This is a genomic window from Vibrio sp. 1978, from assembly GCF_033344345.1.
In genome coordinates this window covers 13,997-31,527 of record NZ_JAWPOP010000025.1, presented here as the reverse complement: position 1 = coordinate 31,527, position 17,531 = coordinate 13,997, and the positions used below count along the sequence as shown (strand labels likewise).

Below are 17,531 nucleotides of genomic sequence, written 5' to 3'. Positions count from 1 at the left end.
GACTTGCGGTGGCTTCTGCATTTTTTAAGATACAACACATCCACACAGAGTGGATTTAAAACCTTAGTGCAGCTTAAGGTTTGGACGCAGCACGCGATTAATGCGGCCGACGAGCATCATCAGACCGGTTTTGAATACACCATGCAACGCCATTAGGTGCATGCGATACAATGAGATGTAAACGACACGAGCAATACGGCCTTCTACCATCATCGACCCTTTAGTTAGGTTCCCCATCAGACTACCAACGGTTGAGAAGCGACTTAGAGACACTAATGAACCGTGATCTTTATATACATAGTCTTTCAACTCGCGCCCGTTGATCTTCGCGACGATGTTACTAAATGCCTGGCTTGCCATTTGGTGTGCAGCTTGAGCGCGTGGCGGCACGAACGAACCGTCAGACTGGGTGCATTGTGCTAAGTCACCAATAACAAAGATGTCATCATCTCGTGTTGTCTGTAGTGTGTTTTTCACTACAAGCTGATTGATACGGTTCGTTTCTAAGCCAGCGATATCTTTAATAAAGTCTGGAGCTTTGATACCTGCAGCCCAAACCATGATTTGAGCTGGGATTTTCTCACCATCTTTTGTAGTAAGGCCATCTTTTTCAGCTTTAGTCACCATAGTGGCGGTGCGCACGTTTACGCCCAACTTCACCAACTCTTGATGAGCAGCAGAAGAAATACGTGGAGGTAACGCTGGTAAAATACGCTCACCTGCTTCAATCAGATTGACGTTCAACTTGCTAGAATCAAGATCACCGAAGCCATAAGTGCGCAGCTCTTTAACAGCATTATGTAACTCAGCTGATAGTTCAACGCCAGTTGCACCAGCACCAACAATCGCAATATCGACCGTACCGTTACCGTTTTTCGCGTGCAGCTTTAGGAACTCGTTGTTCATTTCTGTACGGAAACGGTGTGCTTGCTCAGGGCTGTCTAGGAAAATACAGTTTTCACGAACGCCAGGCGTGTTGAAGTCGTTTGATGTCGAGCCAATCGCCATCACTAGAATGTCGTATTCTAGCTCACGGCTTGGCATAAGAAGTTCACCGTGTTCGTCTTTAAGCTCACTTAAGATGATAACTTTACGTTCACGGTCGATGTCTTGAAGGCTACCCATTTGGAAGTCGAAGCTGTGGTTTTTTGCATGAGCTCGGTAGCTCAGTGCATCTACTCCTTCGTCCAAAGAACCTGTAGCAACCTCATGCAATAATGGCTTCCACAAGTGGCTCGCTTTTCGATCGACTAGCGTAATTTGCGCACGGTTTTTGCGACCTAGAGTTCGACCAAGCTTAGTTGCCAACTCAAGACCACCTGCACCGCCGCCTACAACGATAATGCGTGTCACAATGATTTTCCTCTACAAAAATGAATATATGGGGTTCAGCTCGATGCATGACTCACAAACATTTGCGGCATCCATCCAACCGATGAATTCTTGGTTCTTAGAGGTGTCTCAATTACTTGGATTAAAAAACTGCCACTCACTTTGATTCTTTATCTATCAATGACTTGTCAGGGTTTGGCACGTTTATCTGGTACGCATACGACGCCAGAATTTTTGGGCAAGTTTATTACTCGCTCTCAATTTTTTTTGATATTTATCAAATTATTTTAGTCCGGTTCATTATATAGAGACCAACTTTGAAGGCAACCAAAATCCGTGTAACGAGTACGGATTGACTACTTTTCGACTACTCTACAACAAGGTGTTCGTGCTACATAGGAGGGAAGTAAGAAAACGGTAAGGAGAACACAATATTCAAAGCGTTAAACCAAGAAAATGTGCCTTTCAAAGAGACAGTGGCTCGGCATACTCAAGAGAAGGAATCGCAGCAAAGCAGCCGATAAAAACGCCGCTTTACTGTCTACACTCAACATTAATAAGTATTTTTAAATGCCTTTATCGCTTGTAAATGATGAGAGATTTTTTTGAACTTATGAGACTGAGTTTCATCCCAAATGATTTGATAGTGTTTTTCTAGCTCAGCTGCCGTTTTCGAGTTGTCATGCACTTCATCATCTTTAGAGAGAATCACTAAGCAGTGAGCTTGATTTTTCGCTCGGAACTGATCAACACATTTTGTTGCGATATCTTCGTACTCTTCTGGGCGATCGATTCGACCAGCCATCGTTTTTTCTGGGTGCAAGTTCGGGTTGAACATCACTTGCTTGATACCGCATAGAAAACCAATTCGCTCAGACCAGTAACCACCTAAACCAACCCCACAGATTAACGGGTTTGGGTCATCAGATTGATCGATAACTTTAGACACTTCTTTTAACAAGTGTTGCATGTCGTGCTTTGGGTGAAGGGTGCTGTAATTGATAAAACGAACGTCGTCGTCGATAAATTGCAGTTGAAGAACTTTTTCGTGGTTACCCGGGCTTGTACTGTCAAAGCCGTGTAAGTAAATAATCATGTGTACCTCTCCCTGTGTGTATCTGGTACTTTTATTAAAACTACCACTATTTCCTTACTGTTAAAGGGGAAAATATCACGAGTTCTCAAAACAGTGATCTTCCATACACAATGAGCCTTTCAACTCATACGCACTGTTTAAGTATTGTTCAGTTCCCCACAATTTATAGGCAAGTAGATACCAGAGCATCGCCATCACCAAGGTTCTTGGTTGCCAAGCGTGTACACCTCTCAGCCAAAGAGACACATCTTCGATACCTCGAATTTGGCAATACTGCTTTACCGCTTCTTCCACAGGCGCATTCGCGACCTGAATAGTTAAGGTCAAATCTAGCCTAGGGTCAGCAATCCCGGCATACTCCCAATCAATGACTTTCACCCCACTCTCCCCTCGCACTAGGTTGTAACACCCCAGATCGAAGTGACATAGGGCAAGCGGAACAGGTGCAACGTTCGGTTCCGTACGCCACTTCATGTACAAAGCCTCAAACTCCGTACCCACATACTGACCATCAAGCTCAAGCCAATAATGATCGATGCGAGAAATATATGAAAATGGAACCAAAGGAATTGCGCTTATCGGATATTGATGAATCTTCGCCGCAATGGATAATAAATTGCTTAGTGCTAAGCCTGACTCCGTCAGAGCCTCTCCTTCTATCCATTCCACCAGCAACCCTTGCTCATGAATAAAAACTGGCTTGGGGCCAATTTCCAATGAAGAGACTGCATTCAGCACTTGATATTCACTGTGACGAGAAATTGAAAAAGCCTTGCAGACATGACTGGTCGGTCGCCAGATGTATGCAAGGCCTTGAGAAGATTCCAACCGCCAACAGCGGTTGGTTAGCCCCCCGGTAACAGTTTGTACTTTTACCGGAGGCTCCGTAAAGAAGCCATCGAGAGCATTAAGACTCGGATCTAACTGTTTTGCTTGTTGCCAAGAAAACCATGCCATTGATGACTTCTCCACCCTGTTCGATTAAAGACCGAATAGGCTCTTAGATTGCGCTTTACGAATTTCAGTTTCATCCGCCCACTCAATCAAACCTGTTTCTAGGTCCATTAGGCGCATGGTCATCTTGTAGTATACATCTTTATCGCTACCTGCATTTTTCACAATGCTAGATAGGTTGCCGTAAAGCATGTATTGAGCACCAACCATTTTACCAAATTGGATAGCTGTGCTTTGGTTAACAAGCTCATCCGTGTTTTGGAAGTTAAGTTGTTCACGCACAGACTCAACACGATCCATATCAACAAAACGGAACTTACCTGAGTTCAACATCTTAGTAGAGATCGTGTCAGTAATGGATTCAGTGTCAATATGTTCACTGGTTTTGTTCTTAATTCGCTCAACAAAAACGATAGGACGTTGGTCACGAGTAATTGCTGCTACAGAGCCCGACATCATCATGCTATCCACCATTTCAGCCGCGATTTTTTGTAAATCTGTTGAGCCAAAATCGATAGTCGTGGTTTCTGTTGCTTGCGCATCGCCGTAAGAGACTTTGTTAGAACAGCCACCTAAAATGACGGCAAGACCTAAAAGAGCAATAATACTTTTTTTCATGAGAGTTCCTTAGTTTTTCAATACCAGCGCATCGTTAGCGCGGCAGCTTCGGCAGAGCCGTTAAGATTAATCGTCTTGTGCTTCTCTAATTTGCACACGGAATTTTGTGCCATTTGGATTCACAGTAACTTCAGATAACGTGACTTGCTCAAATCCTCGCACAATCATTTTTCGCCACGGACCAGGTTTGGTATTCACTTCTAAACCATTGTTGTCATACCAATAAAATCGGTAAAGAATGTGCTGATCACCTTTGTAATTGCTACTCAGCAGCACGACTCCTCGTGGGCGATCATCAACGTAAGTGGTGGTGATGTTGTCAACTAATAAGCGACTACCTAAAACGTTATCATTAAAAAATACTTTTTGCGTTTGGCCATCAATTCGAATACCAGCCGTGTTTTCGGCGCATCCAACTAAACCAATAGCCATTGCTAAACAAACAAGCCATGCTTTCATTACAGTCTCCCTAGCTGTTTATGCCACACGGTTGAGTGTGCTCCCTGACGAGATACCCATACCAATGTAGTCTGCTGTGCAGGCACTTCAAACTGATAGGTTTGATCACCCAAGTTTAAACTTTGTGTTCCCGGTTTCACGATTTTTGAAGCCGTTTTCACTTGCGCTGGCAATGTTTGCCAACTTCTTGTATCTGGCTGTTCGGTCAATGTGTTCCATACATTGAAAAGTATGTTGCCCACATCATCGCCTTTTTTCGCCGCCTCTTTTCGGATTCGATCTTTTGCCCAAACACGAAGAGCTTGACGGATCACTATTGTAGTAAGACGTTCATTAAGATCGTTTTGCGCCATCGCATTAACATCAGTCAGCGTACTGGAAGGCAATACCTGACCATTTAAAACAACATCGCTAAAACGTTGAGCACCTCGGTTCTGATAATAAGGAAGCGCCAACGAATAAATCGCGCCATTATCGCGACTGTCGTAAATCGGTAAATCAATACGCCACCCTTTCATCGCCTCAACAACACCCTGCTCATCAATAACGATGACTCGCCCTTGTGACTGAGTTAATCCAGAAGGTGCTTTGCCATACCGCTTCTCTAGCATGCGCAAGTCTTCACGCATGCCCAGCTTCTTAGCAGCGTATAAGGTACTTTCCACAACTTGCTTGTTGTCTGGCATTACAGCGAGTGCTCGTCGGTAATCAACATAAGCACTGTTTAAGTCTCGCGACGCTTCATATAACAAGCCAGAAAGATAGAACAGATAACCATTTTGTACCGCGCTTAGTTTTTTACCAGCATCAGGGTAGTTCGCTAACACACTGCCTAAATTGGCAGACATGCCTTGCTTGTTAAGGTCTTTCTCTGCTGCTTTTAGCTCTTTTTCACGCGCCTTTCTTGCTGCTTCCTGAACTTGATTAGCTCGACGCACTTCAACTAGTGCCCCTTCTAAATCGTTTTTCTGTAAGTAATTTAGTCCTAGATACAGGTGCAAAAAGCCAAGTTCGTAATCGGCGGGATGATAGTCTTGGAGATTGTCGTTCACTGCGAGAGAGCCGACGCTCGTTGCCGTGTCTGACACAGATATCGTCGCACGATCTTGTTGAACACGTACAGCACGATCGCTGCTTTCTAGCGCATTTAAACTTGTTGGGTAATCTTCAGCAAGAAAAGAGATACGACCTTTTTCAAAATTGCCAAGTATCTCGCCACCCACTTCACTTGATTGAAGTTGTTTTGCTTTGGCATATTCCCCTGCAACAACGGCTTGATAAACTTCTTGATTCTGGTTGCTGTAATGGCTAAACAGATTGCCCGCAGATAAATTCGCGCAGCCAGAGGCCATTAAAGCCCAGCTCATCAGCCCTAACAGCTTTACACCTAGTTTCACATTTATCTCCACAAATGTGTCATTCGACAGGAAAAAGAAGTGGGTGAATCGCCACCCACTTTTAAAAGCTTAGCTCAATACCATTGGACCTAGAGGGCGGCCGCCTAGTAGGTGCATGTGAATATGGTAAACCTCTTGGCCACCATGTGGATTACAATTAACGATTAGGCGATAGCCGTCTTCAGCAATACCTTCTTCTTTCGCTAACTTTCTAGCAACAGTGAACAAACGCCCCATCATTGCTTCATCTTCAGCTTCTACATCATTCGTTGTTGGGATCAGTTTATTCGGAATAATGAGAATATGGCTTGGTGTGCGAGGGTTAATGTCGCGAAACGCAGTCACCAAATCATCTTGATAAAGGATATCGGCAGGGATTTCCTTGCGAATAATTTTACTAAAGATCGTTTCTTCCGCCATGAGGACTCCATTTTATAAACGTAATTAGACCCCAATTAGTATGCGCCAACCAAAAGCGGAGCTCAATAAAAACAGTGTTCACTTAACATTATTAATCAAATGCTAATTAACGAGGCTTTTTTTGTCGTGTGCGTCATAAAATGCGCGTCACAAACTGAATACAATCCAATGAATTTTGTTACTTTTTTAAGACAATTATTATTTTTATACCCAAGTAAACTCAAAAATGCTTGGGTAGCTTGTCTATTTTTGGGAGAGGAAACTCACTTATGCGAGGTTCAGTTATTAAAAGGATGTATGCCGGCTTTGCACTGATCATCATCCTATTTGCCGTCACAATTGCCATTATGATGGGAGGAATGAGTGATATTCACGGAAAATTTGGCACGGTATCTAAATCATCCCTACCGTTGGTATCGTTATCTAATCAAACCAGTGTTGAGCTGCTTTCTGCCGACAAATCATTTAAAGACTTCCTGACAACAGAGAATAAACAACGCATGGATGAAATGCGTCAGGAATTTGCTAGATCTCAACAGCGCTTCGAATCCACATTGGCTCAACTGAAAACCGCAAGCCAAATCTACCCTTCTCTTGCCGAACCGTTTTCACAGTTAAAAACGTTAGAGCAGAGCTATTTTACAGAAGCTCTAGAGGCCATGGACAACTACGAAGCAATGTTCGCGGCTCAAGAAGAAGTGCAAAAATCCTCACGCCGCTTCCAAAAACTGAATACCGAACTTTCGGTTGGTCTTAAAGAATATGTGGCAGATCAAACCAGCATTTCTGTCAAAGTCATGGCAAAGAGCTACTTTATCAAGTTAAAAGATGCCGAAGTAATTACCTCTGATGCCCTCGCCAGTTCCAACCCTGAGTTTGTTACGCAAGCCGTAGCTAAAAACCGCAAAGCAGTAACGCACTTGAATTACGCATTCCGCGGGTTGGTGACTCAGCTTCCTGAGCTAGAAAAAGCATTTGGCGAATCTGTAGAGCAATTTACTCGTGACGTCGGTATGCGTGGCGGTGTGCTAGACCAACATAATAATTACCTCAATGCTCGCGCCGCTTTGTATAACAATATCGCCAACCTAGCAAATAAAGTGGATTCAACCATGGCGATTCTTGAGCAATTTACGACAACCGCAACAGATAAGCTCAATGAATCATTGGCAGATGCAGGTGACATATATTCGGCCGGTGTAACGAAAGCCATCATCATTGGCGTCATTGTCGTTTTACTCGCGACAGCGATTGGCTACCACATCGCACAAAGCGTTCGCGAGCCGTTGACTCGTATTCTAAAAGTGTTAGAAGGCCTGACTGAAGGTGATATGACACAGCGTATCGATATTCGCTATAACAACGAATTCAGCCGTGTGAGTGGACACATTAACTCACTCGCCGACAACCTTCACGAGATCTTGGTGAAACTCAACGAAGCGTCAGAAAACCTATCGTCAACCGCGACAACCAACGAACGCACCTCTTCGCAAGCACAAATTAAATTGAGCTCTCAACGCGAACAAACGGCAAACGTCGCTACCGCGATGACAGAAATGTCTCATTCAGTGCAGGAAGTCGCGCAAAGTGCGCAAGGCTCGCTAGAAATGGTGCAACGCGTCGAATCTGCCTCTGAAGAAGGCAGAAATGTTATGAGCAGTAACATCTCAACCATTAATCAACTAGAAACACGTTTGAACGAATCGGTCTCCGCAGTTTCTGAGCTACAAAAGATGAGTGGTCAAATTGGGTCTATCCTTGATGTGATCCGCAACATTGCGGAGCAAACCAACCTACTGGCATTGAACGCGGCAATTGAAGCGGCTCGCGCTGGTGAACAAGGTCGCGGCTTCGCGGTAGTGGCAGATGAAGTACGAGTACTCGCATCAAGAACGACTCAATCAACCACTGAAATTGAATCCATGATCAGTAATCTGCAATCTAGCTCACAATCGGCAAACCAAGTCATACAAAGCTGTATGAGCGATATGGAGATGTCGGTTGAGCAAGCGTCAAAAGCGAACAGCTCAATGGAAGAGATCCAGGCGCTAATCATTGAGATCAGCCAAATGAGTACGCACATTTCACAAGCAGCAGCAGAGCAAAGTGAAACATCAACAGACATTGCTCGCAGCATCGAAGATATCAACAGCATCGCCGATGAAAGTTTCCAAGCCATGTCGAGTATCGCACAAACCAGTGAATCACTGACCCACTTGGCTCATCAGCAAAATGAATTGGTCCACCGCTTTAAGTTATAAATACTTTATAATTAAGAGCATTAATTAGTGCAATCAACTGTATAAGGGCGACTTTTTGTTAAGTCGCCCTTGTTTTTTGTCGGCCATGTCTACATATGATTAATAAGGCCAGCTCATCCCCTTGCACAACTCTTTTCGAGCGGCCTCATAAAAAGGAAAATCTATGGCTGTTCATGTTGGTATTATCGACCAAGACCCAGTGAGATTGGTCACTCCTCTATTAGATAATCGTACGCTAAGCACACATATCGTCTTCATCGGAGACAAGAGCCAGTTAGATATATTTGACCGACTGAGTGCCGTTTTAGCTCAACGAGAAATTACTTCTGAATTTTTTGAAATTCCATCCGCTGTTAATACATCTCTGATCAAACAAGCAATTCAAAAACTGGCAAAAGACCTTCATGAACGCGGCGAAGATGTAAAATTGAACGCGAGCTGTGGTCTTCGTCATCGCTTGTTGTCGGTGTACGAAGTTTTCCGTACCTATCGCTGGCCAATTTTTGTGGTTGAGCCTAGTAGCGATAAGCTTTGTTGGTTATACCCTGATGGCAAAGAAGATACCCAAGTCGAAGATCACATTACGATTGCAGATTACCTCACTATCTTTGGTGCACGCGGCGAGTTTCACCACGTTGATTTACCACCTCTTCTTGATAAAAAATTGTATGAACTTGGTGAACGATGGGCCTCAAATGCGCTTGAGCTTGGGCCAGGTCTAGCAACACTTAACTACCTTGCAACCACATGCCGCAAAGAACAAAAGCTTGATGTCGAGCTCTCCGAAAAACAGCAGGGCTACCGTGAGCTCAACATGTTGCTTTCAGATTTAGTAGAAGCAGAAATCGCCACCTATGAGAATGGCGTTTTAACGTTTGCAGATGAAGATGCTCGACGCTTTTCAAACGGTGAGTGGTTAGAAACTTTGGTTCACAGCACCGTGAAGCAAATCCAAGACACCATGCCGACGATCCAAGATCGATCGTTAAATGTTCAGGTTTATCGTAAACTTGGTGAAAGTGAAGTACGCAATGAGTTAGATGTCGCAACAGTTGTAAACAACAAGCTGCACATCATCGAGTGCAAAACCAAAGGCATGAGAGATGACGGCGACGATACTTTATATAAGTTAGAATCGCTTCGCGATCTATTAGGTGGCTTGCAAGCGCGCGCAATGTTGGTGAGCTTCCGTCCTCTTCGTCACAATGACATTACTCGTGCTGAAGACTTAGGGCTAGCCCTGATTGGCCCTGATGAGCTTAAAGATTTAAGAACGCACTTAACGGCTTGGTTTAAAGACGCGGGCGGTTCAGACGAGATATAGTGCCATTAAGAAAAGCTAAAATTCACAACGATAAAAAGCAGCATTAATGCTGCTTTTTTTATACCTAAATTTTAGCTGTACGCATTTCTATAAGTAGAAAAAAACCAGAGGTTAGCCTCTGGTTTTTTCTGTTTGTTTAAATGCCAACTATAGAGGCTTAAAGCATTTTACGCGCTGCTTCTACAACCACTTTAATTGAACGCGCTTCCGTTTCTTTCAGAGTTGAATGATCTGGAATCTCTTTTTGTGTACGGTTGATGATAACACCAGCCACACAACCCGCTTTTAAACCAGAGCTCGCACACATTGTTAGCAGTGTTGCAGACTCCATCTCGAAGTTAAGTACGCCCATGTCTTGCCATTCTTGCATAGAGCCTTGGAAACGCTTAACAACACGACCAGAGAACGTATCGTAACGTTCTTGACCAGGGTAGAACGTGTCGCTTGATGCAGTCACACCCATGTGAACTGTAGCGCCAGACTCTTCTACCGCTGCTTTCATTGCGGTTGCTACTTCAAAGTCAGCAACTGCTGGGAATTCCATAGGAGCAAAGTGTAGGCTCGCACCGTCAAGACGAACTGACCCCGTCGTTACGATCATGTCACCCACGTTTACATGTGGTTGAATTGCACCCGTTGTACCAACACGTAGGAAAGTACGAACACCAAGCTGTGCCAATTCCTCAACTGCGATAGAGGTAGAAGGACCACCAATACCTGTAGAACAAACCACAACAGGTTTACCGTCTAGCTCTGCACGGTATAGCGTGTATTCACGATGGCTTGCTAGAAATACTGGATTTTCCATTTGTTCTGCGATTTTTTGAACACGCGCTGGGTCACCAGGAATGATCGCTAGAGTCGCACCATTAAGATCAGCTTCAGTAACACCTAAATGGAATACAGCTTGAGACATAAGTCGCTCCTTATTGTGGCTTATTTTATGAACAATAAGCTCATTAATCAGTTATTGGGTACAGATGCACTGTAGCGAACCTTTCACCAACATAGAGTGATCACAATCACAATGACAAAATGTAATGAAAATGAAATTTCAAACAAAACTGGTATTGATCACACTTTAAGGGGCGTTAGATCATTTTGTTGCATAGCAATGCGTGATTTCAAGGACGAGAAAAACGTCTGATCGCATCAGGTGAATACGGTTAAAAAAAGCCCGGTACACGAATGCCTCGGGCTATTAATGAGTGGGATTAATGGTTAGGTCAGTTATTTGATCTGCTTGGACTCAAAACGAAGTAATCTCAACGCATTCAATGTCACCAGTGCTGTTGCACCACTGTCGGCTAATACAGCAACCCACAACCCAGTAACACCAAGTAAACTTGTCACTAAGAATACACCTTTCAAACCTAGCGCTAACGCGACATTCTGACGAATGTTACTTAGCGTCGCACGCGACAGTTCTATCATGGCAGGTAGCTCAATCAAACGGTTGTGTGTTAACGCCGCATCAGCAGTCTCGAGCGCAACATCCGTACCGCCTCCCATCGCAATGCCGATACTCGAAGCTTTCATGGCTGGAGCATCATTGATACCGTCTCCCACCATAGCAACGGTATGTTGTTGTGATAGCTTCTCGACGTAATGCACCTTGTCTGCAGGTAACAAACTCGCTTTATAATCCAAGCCTATTCTATTTGCCATTGCTTCTGCACTTCTCGGGTTGTCACCCGTTAGCATCACCGACGTGACCCCAAGTTCCTTCAACATTGCGATGGCTTGCTGGGCATCTGAGCGCAATGTATCTTGCCATGCGATCACGCCAATGACCTCGTCATCGAAACGCACAATGACAACCGTTTTACCTTGTTGTTCCAACGTAACCACTTGCTCTTTGGCTTCTTGAGAAAGTGGAAAGTCTGCCTTTGAAGGCGTGACCACTTGGACCATTTTTCCATCGACGTAACCTGTGACACCAGAGCCTACTTGCGCGGTTTTATCCAACGCTTCAGGAATAGTAAGCCCCTGCTCTTGCACTTTGGTAACTAAAGAAACCGCTAGAGGATGACTTGAACCAACCTCGATTGACGCAGTTAGGCTAAGTAACTTGTCTTCATCCATATCAAAAGCAAAGACATCAGTCACTTCTGGTTTACCTTGCGTCAGTGTCCCAGTTTTATCAAATGCGACAGACTCAACCTTGCCAAGCAACTCAAGCGCCGCACCACCTTTGATCAATGCGCCCCGCTTAGCAGCTGCCGCCAAGCCAGAAGTGATCGCCGCAGGCGTTGAAATGACTAATGCACATGGACAAGCAATCAACAGCAGGGCGAGTCCTCGATAGATCCACGTTTCCCACGGTTGGGCAAATAGTAATGGCGGCGTAACGATAACCATCAGAGACACCAGCATCATTAGCGGCGTATACCAACGGCTAAATTTATCAAGAAAGCGTTCTAATGGTGCCTTACGAGATTCGGCTTCTTCAATCAAATGAAGAATTCGGTCTATCGCATTCTCGCCCTGACGGGAAGTCACCTGTAAGCGAACCACTTTATCGACAACCACAGCCCCGGCCATCACTTTGCCACCGGTTTGATGTTCAACGGGAACAGATTCTCCCGTTAACGCACTTTCGTCAAAACTCGCAAGCGCATCTTGCAAAACACCGTCGGCAGGCAAACGACCTCCAGGTGCGACTTCTATGATATCCCCTGGTTTAAGCTGAGCAGCTGGTACTTCTTTACGCTCTCCATCAATAATTAAAATTGAATTTTCTGGGACTAAGTCCATTAACGCCTGGACACCGCTTCGCGCGCGAGATGATGCATATGCTTCTAACTTTTCACCAATAAGGAAAAGCAATAACACCATTGCGGCTTCGGCGGTTTCACCTAAATATAAAGCGCCGAGCGCCGCTACACTCATTAACGTTTCAATCGCAAAAGGCGTACCGCTACGCGCCAACTTAAATGCTTTGAGCGCGATTGGGTATAAACCAAGTAAACACGTCAAAGTGAATAACCAAGCGCTTATTTGAGGGTCGATCTTAGAAATTACTGCCGCAGTAGCCATTGCACCAGCAATCGAGAGAATTTGGATGTTGTCTCTTATGACGCCAAGCCAGCCTTTCTTTGTAGTGCTTGGTTTTGGAGCATCAAGTGAAGAGAGCGGGAAACCCGTTTTTTGGGCTGTCTGCTCTATCGTAGCTATCAGCTCTAGACCATCAAAATCGACGACCAGTTTTTCTGTTGCAAACAAAACCTTGGCTTGGCTGACGCCTTGTAAAGACGTAATGGCTTTCTCAAGCTTTTGCGCACAAGATGGGCAATCCATACCTGACACAAGCCAAGCGTTCCGAACGGAGGAATTACTCTCCCTTGTGGGATCGTCTTCCTCGCCTGTGTCAACGCTGCAGCCTCCTCCACTACAGCAAGAGCTTTCAGAAACATCAACACTGGCCTGAGAGATATTGAGCGAAGATTTTACTGGCGCACAGCATGACTCGCTTGCACCAAGCGGCACCGCAGTTTTGATTTTGCTAGATTGGCAACCTTGATGTTTTGTACACATAATTTTTTCCTTATTGGTATCGGTGATTTACCTATTGCTAAGGATAAACCTTAGAGTAAGCTCCAAGGTCAAGATAAATTTGTACAGTTCGGCGATAGAAAATAAAAAAGACGCCGAAGCGTCTTTCCAAACCAGTTTAAAAGCAATATTCCGTAAAGTTTAAACAGAGAGGTTAAACGGGATGCTTAAAGCACTCATTTAATGTCATTCCTATGGCACGCAGCACGTCTCTTCTTGTGATAACACCAACCAACTTACCTTTGCCATCCACCACTGGATACATTTTCGGCTTTCCAACTTTCATCATGTCAGCCAGTTCAATTACTGACATTTCTGGAGAAACAGATAAGACATCATCATGCATACACTCTTGTACCGTATGTGTATCTTGGCAGTGATAACTTGCTTTCACCAACTTATCTAATAAGTCTTGCTCCGATAAAAACCCAACCACTTTTTCATTTTCATCAATGACAGGGCCACCTAGTGTGACACTTTGCATTACTTTGTTTAAAGCTGCCGAAAGTGACATATCTTTCGTGAAAGTCACCGCTTGCAACGTCATGTAATCTTTTACTTTTAATGAATGCATTCTTATCTCCTTAAGGGCATTTTATTGCGGCCTTTAGATAAGTGTCGCCTAATTTCCTGATTTTACTAAATGGAAAGGAGTAATTTTATTTATAGGCACAGCCTATTGAACTAAAACAAAATTAACTCACCGAACAACATTCACTGTATTTCGTTAAACGCAAGATTCAGCCAGGCTGATTTTTCTAGGCAATAAATACAACAAAGCCAGTCAAATTGACTGGCTTTGTTATTAAGTAATTGTTGCGTTAGCTATGTTGGCGGCGCATGTTGTCTAAAATAATGCCAGTCGCCATCGCGACATTCAGTGATTCGGCACCGCCAAACGCCGGAATCGTGATTTTATCTGTCACGAATTTTGCTGCGGCTTCGCGCACACCATGAGATTCGCTGCCCATCAACAAAATACCTTCAGCAGCGAAATCCGTTTTATGAACGCTCTCTCCTTCCAAAAACGCGCCATATACTGGCAATTTGGCGTGTTCCAAGTAACTTGGCAAATCCACCAAACTCACTTGTACGCGGCCAAAGCTGCCCATGGTCGCACTGATCGTTTTAGGATTATAAGGATCAGCACAATCTGTACTCGCAATAATGTGCTTGATGCCATACCAGTCTGCAACACGAATAATCGTACCTAGATTACCAGGGTCGGATACACCATCTAGCGCAATCATCAAGCCTTTCGCTTGAGGCTCTTTTACACTCGGAATTTCAACCACAGCAATGGCCGCATTATTGCTCACAAGCGTGCTCGCTTTGGTCAATTCATCAAGCGATGCTTCAACACAATCAAAACGATTTAGCGTACCAGCATTTTGTTCGAGAAATGCCGCTGTTGCAAAAACCTGCTTCACCTTCAATGAACTACTTGCTAGCTCTAGTACGTTCTTTTCACCCTGAACTAGGAATAAGCCATGCGCTTTACGCTGTTTCTTTTGACCTAAAGCACGAAGCAGTTTTAATTGGTTTTTTGAAATCATTAAAGTATCCCAGGTGAAAATGGTTATTCGGCGAGCGTACCCTAAACAATCTTCACGACAGTTCGGTATCAAGCGGATGAGATTATAAATTATACCTAAATAACCTCAAGAAGCTTGATCATCAGAAGACGTTGAACACCAAGCGTAGCCAAAATAAAAGGAGGCTCAAAAACGAAAAAAGCCCTGCGATAACGCAGGGCTTTCAAAGGGTGGGACCCCAGCCACATCCCGGCACACAAGTCACACGCTGCGGCTGCTTCCTTCCGGACCTGACCGAGTTCACGAGCTATTGTTGCGAGAGGACCAGAGCCCCATAATTCTTTTCGAGAGGTCTTGCCTCAATCGATGGGGCGATTATTCAGTATCAGCTCTCATAATGCAAGAGCAAAAACCTTGAATTTCATCATTTCATTACCGTTTGAACAAAACTCGATCAATTCATTCCTTTATGATGAAACCGTGCAGTCACGATAAGAGGAGTCGTGCCGTGAGGACTGCTTACTCATGTACATGTCTTCATCAGCCAAATGCATCGCTTGCTCTAAGCTCATGTGCCGTTCCCTTTTTGCAGAGAAACCAATAGAGATACTTATAGACTCCAAATCACTACATAATTTGCCTTTCACATCGATTCTACTGAGCTCTCTCATTGCTCTAGTTAACTCGGCTTGCGTAGGATAACCCAGTAATATGAACTCATCCCCTCCAATTCGATAACATCTTCCCGACCAGACATAATGAATTTTTAGCGCCAGTAGTTGTAAAACTTCGTCCCCAGCGCGATGACCATAAGTGTCATTGATTCGTTTGAAATGATTAATGTCTAAGTAAAGTATGGATAGATCTTTGTTTACTCCTTTTCGATACTTTACTTGCAACGCACGACGATTCCTTAACCCTGTTAAGTTGTCAGTGTTCGATTGACGGTAAAGATAAAGCGAAACACAAATAGCAAACAATAATACAAAGATAAACACAGCTTGTGTTTGCGTCGCTAATCGAATCTCATATTCAAGTGCGGTACGCCAATCTGGGCGTACATCGTACTGAGCAATGATCTTATCAACTTCTAACATCGCTATCGCTCGACTGAAGAAAGGCGCAAGCATGGCTCCTTTTTCATTCGCGACCAATCCAACAGAGAGTTGTGACTCATAAAACTCGCCAATAGCGGTATCCTGCTCTATCGGAACCAATTCACTGAGACGTAAAAAATGATTGAGCATCGCCGTATCCATCGGAATGTAATCGACTTCTTCATTTAGTAGCCCCTGAATGAGCTCTTGTTGGGTACGATAACGTTTGAGTTCTTTTAGCGGTAACAGTTGCGTCATCATTTGATCGAAAAAGTCATCCTTAACTACGCCAATCCGCTCAGATATCAACTGTGAAACATGAGAGTATGTGCTCGGTTTGTAACCTAAACGCTTGACCATCACCGATGCTGGCGCGTAATGGGGCTTTGGAAAGTAGCTAAATGCGCGCCGCTCACGGCTGACCGTTAACGGCGCCAAAATTTCGAAATTACCTTGGATAAACTCATGGTACATAGAACCCCAGCTTTCACCAGGCTCACTAATGATCAAGCAGTTTAAAGCCAAGATCTCACAGCTTCTCAGGACTACATCAGCCGTCATCCCTTCGACACTACCATCTGCGTTGTATACAACATATGGAAAGATAGATTCGAGCTTAATCCGTATTGGTTCATTAAAATCAAGGGGTAATAAACGAATAGAATCACGCAACGCTGCTCGCCTTAATTCAAATTGATACTGGGAAATTTCTTCGCGAAGCTGCTTTTGCACCGCTTCCCCGTGAATAAACGTAGCGAACGTGTCCAACTCTTCAAGATGATGATCTTTTTTACTGATGATGGATACGGGCTTTATCGAAATCTGATCATTGAGCATCTTGGCGTCAAACCCCTCCATCAGCATCGGCTTGAGCTGGTTAATGGCATCGACAACGCCATCCACAGCACCTGAACGTAGCAGTGTTACTGCTTGTTCGTGACCTTGATAAGAGATCTGTTCTAGCTCAGGGTAGTGTTGTTTAAGTAATTGGGCATAAACTGTATCTTTGGGGACGCCAACACGCGAAATGTCACTCAACGTCGAATCTTTTAAACCAAAGAGGTAGGTATATTCGATATTTGTTGGGCGGGAATAACTAAAACGTTGAGCACGTTCTTGTGTGTAAGTGATATTCGCAGCAAAGTCCGCTTCCCCATTCGCTACTGAATTTAGAATGGCATCAAAGCTGGAGTAGTTCACGTATTGAACGGTAAAGCCAAACTCCTTTGAAGCAGCATTGAAAAGAACACGAGTGACGACATCATCCGCTTCAGTCGCGACTTTATAATGAGCAATTAAAGGGGCTTCGGCTTTTACATTCAAACTCAAGAGGCAACATGCAAAAAGCAACAGTGTTCGAGCAAAAGTTGTCATGACAAACTTATCTTAAATCAACCACTTATATTGTGGTTATTATTATTGGAAGTGTAGTAAATATGAAATGAAGAACATATACTAATCTCCATTTTGTTCCACAACCAAT

General features: G+C 44.1%; 14 protein-coding genes and 1 other RNA gene. 2 read left to right on the top strand and 13 right to left on the bottom strand.

From position 1 onward, the window contains the following. Positions 1-63 precede the first annotated feature (63 nt). From R8N49_RS19740 to hinT, 7 genes are all read right to left on the bottom strand, one after another. Positions 64-1,353 carry an NAD(P)/FAD-dependent oxidoreductase gene (locus R8N49_RS19740; RefSeq protein ID WP_005378463.1) on the bottom strand — a complete coding sequence of 430 codons (1,290 nt, stop codon included), beginning with the start codon at positions 1,351-1,353 and terminating at the stop codon, positions 64-66. A 532-nt stretch (positions 1,354-1,885) separates the two neighbouring features. Then, positions 1,886-2,428 carry an alpha/beta hydrolase YcfP gene (ycfP, locus tag R8N49_RS19735; protein ID WP_005378464.1) on the bottom strand — a complete coding sequence of 181 codons (543 nt, stop codon included), beginning with the start codon at positions 2,426-2,428 and terminating at the stop codon, positions 1,886-1,888. Positions 2,429-2,503: 75 nt separating this feature from the next. Further along, on the bottom strand, positions 2,504-3,385 hold the full coding sequence (gene thiK, locus R8N49_RS19730) for a thiamine kinase (RefSeq protein WP_186584402.1): 882 nt from the start codon (positions 3,383-3,385) through the stop codon (positions 2,504-2,506). A 24-nt stretch (positions 3,386-3,409) separates the two neighbouring features. Beyond that, on the bottom strand, positions 3,410-4,000 hold the full coding sequence (gene lpoB / locus R8N49_RS19725) for a penicillin-binding protein activator LpoB (RefSeq protein WP_005378467.1): 591 nt from the start codon (positions 3,998-4,000) through the stop codon (positions 3,410-3,412). A 66-nt stretch (positions 4,001-4,066) separates the two neighbouring features. Further along, entirely contained in the window at positions 4,067-4,459 is a 393-nt protein-coding gene (locus tag R8N49_RS19720) for a YcfL family protein (protein WP_064353738.1), read from the bottom strand. Continuing rightward, a complete protein-coding gene (locus R8N49_RS19715; protein WP_025766940.1) occupies positions 4,459-5,856 on the bottom strand; it encodes a COG3014 family protein in 1,398 nt (465 codons plus the stop codon). The genes R8N49_RS19720 and R8N49_RS19715 overlap by 1 nt, the downstream gene beginning before the upstream one ends. 69 nt (positions 5,857-5,925) lie before the next feature. Further along, positions 5,926-6,276 carry a purine nucleoside phosphoramidase gene (gene hinT / locus R8N49_RS19710; protein ID WP_005378473.1) on the bottom strand — a complete coding sequence of 117 codons (351 nt, stop codon included), beginning with the start codon at positions 6,274-6,276 and terminating at the stop codon, positions 5,926-5,928. 269 nt (positions 6,277-6,545) lie between these two features. Here hinT and R8N49_RS19705 point away from each other — a divergent pair, with 269 nt between their 5' ends. Then, positions 6,546-8,537, top strand: coding sequence for a methyl-accepting chemotaxis protein (locus tag R8N49_RS19705; RefSeq protein ID WP_086046599.1), 1,992 nt, complete (start codon positions 6,546-6,548; stop codon positions 8,535-8,537). A gap of 163 nt (positions 8,538-8,700) precedes the next feature. After that, positions 8,701-9,861: a DUF1887 family protein gene (locus R8N49_RS19700; protein WP_064353735.1), complete on the top strand. Its 1,161-nt coding sequence runs from the start codon at positions 8,701-8,703 to the stop codon at positions 9,859-9,861. Between the two features lie 157 nt (positions 9,862-10,018). Here the strand turns inward: R8N49_RS19700 and udp are convergent, their stop codons facing one another. From udp to R8N49_RS19670, 6 genes are all read right to left on the bottom strand, one after another. Further along, complete coding sequence (udp, locus tag R8N49_RS19695; protein ID WP_005378479.1) at positions 10,019-10,777, bottom strand: uridine phosphorylase; 759 nt, start codon at positions 10,775-10,777, stop codon at positions 10,019-10,021. Between the two features lie 314 nt (positions 10,778-11,091). Beyond that, positions 11,092-13,398 carry a zinc/cadmium/mercury/lead-transporting ATPase gene (locus R8N49_RS19690; protein WP_186584403.1) on the bottom strand — a complete coding sequence of 769 codons (2,307 nt, stop codon included), beginning with the start codon at positions 13,396-13,398 and terminating at the stop codon, positions 11,092-11,094. A 172-nt stretch (positions 13,399-13,570) separates the two neighbouring features. Next, positions 13,571-13,990 (bottom strand): CBS domain-containing protein, encoded by a 420-nt coding sequence (locus R8N49_RS19685; protein ID WP_005378483.1) that lies wholly within the window; start codon positions 13,988-13,990, stop codon positions 13,571-13,573. A 247-nt stretch (positions 13,991-14,237) separates the two neighbouring features. Then, the gene (locus tag R8N49_RS19680; protein WP_005378485.1) at positions 14,238-14,972 is read right to left on the bottom strand and encodes an RNA methyltransferase; all 735 of its coding nucleotides are present in this window, start codon (positions 14,970-14,972) and stop codon (positions 14,238-14,240) included. Between the two features lie 212 nt (positions 14,973-15,184). Further along, an RNA gene (gene ffs / locus R8N49_RS19675) (signal recognition particle sRNA small type) lies at positions 15,185-15,281 on the bottom strand. Between the two features lie 137 nt (positions 15,282-15,418). Then, a complete protein-coding gene (locus R8N49_RS19670) occupies positions 15,419-17,422 on the bottom strand; it encodes a GGDEF domain-containing protein (RefSeq protein WP_017634751.1) in 2,004 nt (667 codons plus the stop codon). Positions 17,423-17,531 lie beyond the last annotated feature (109 nt).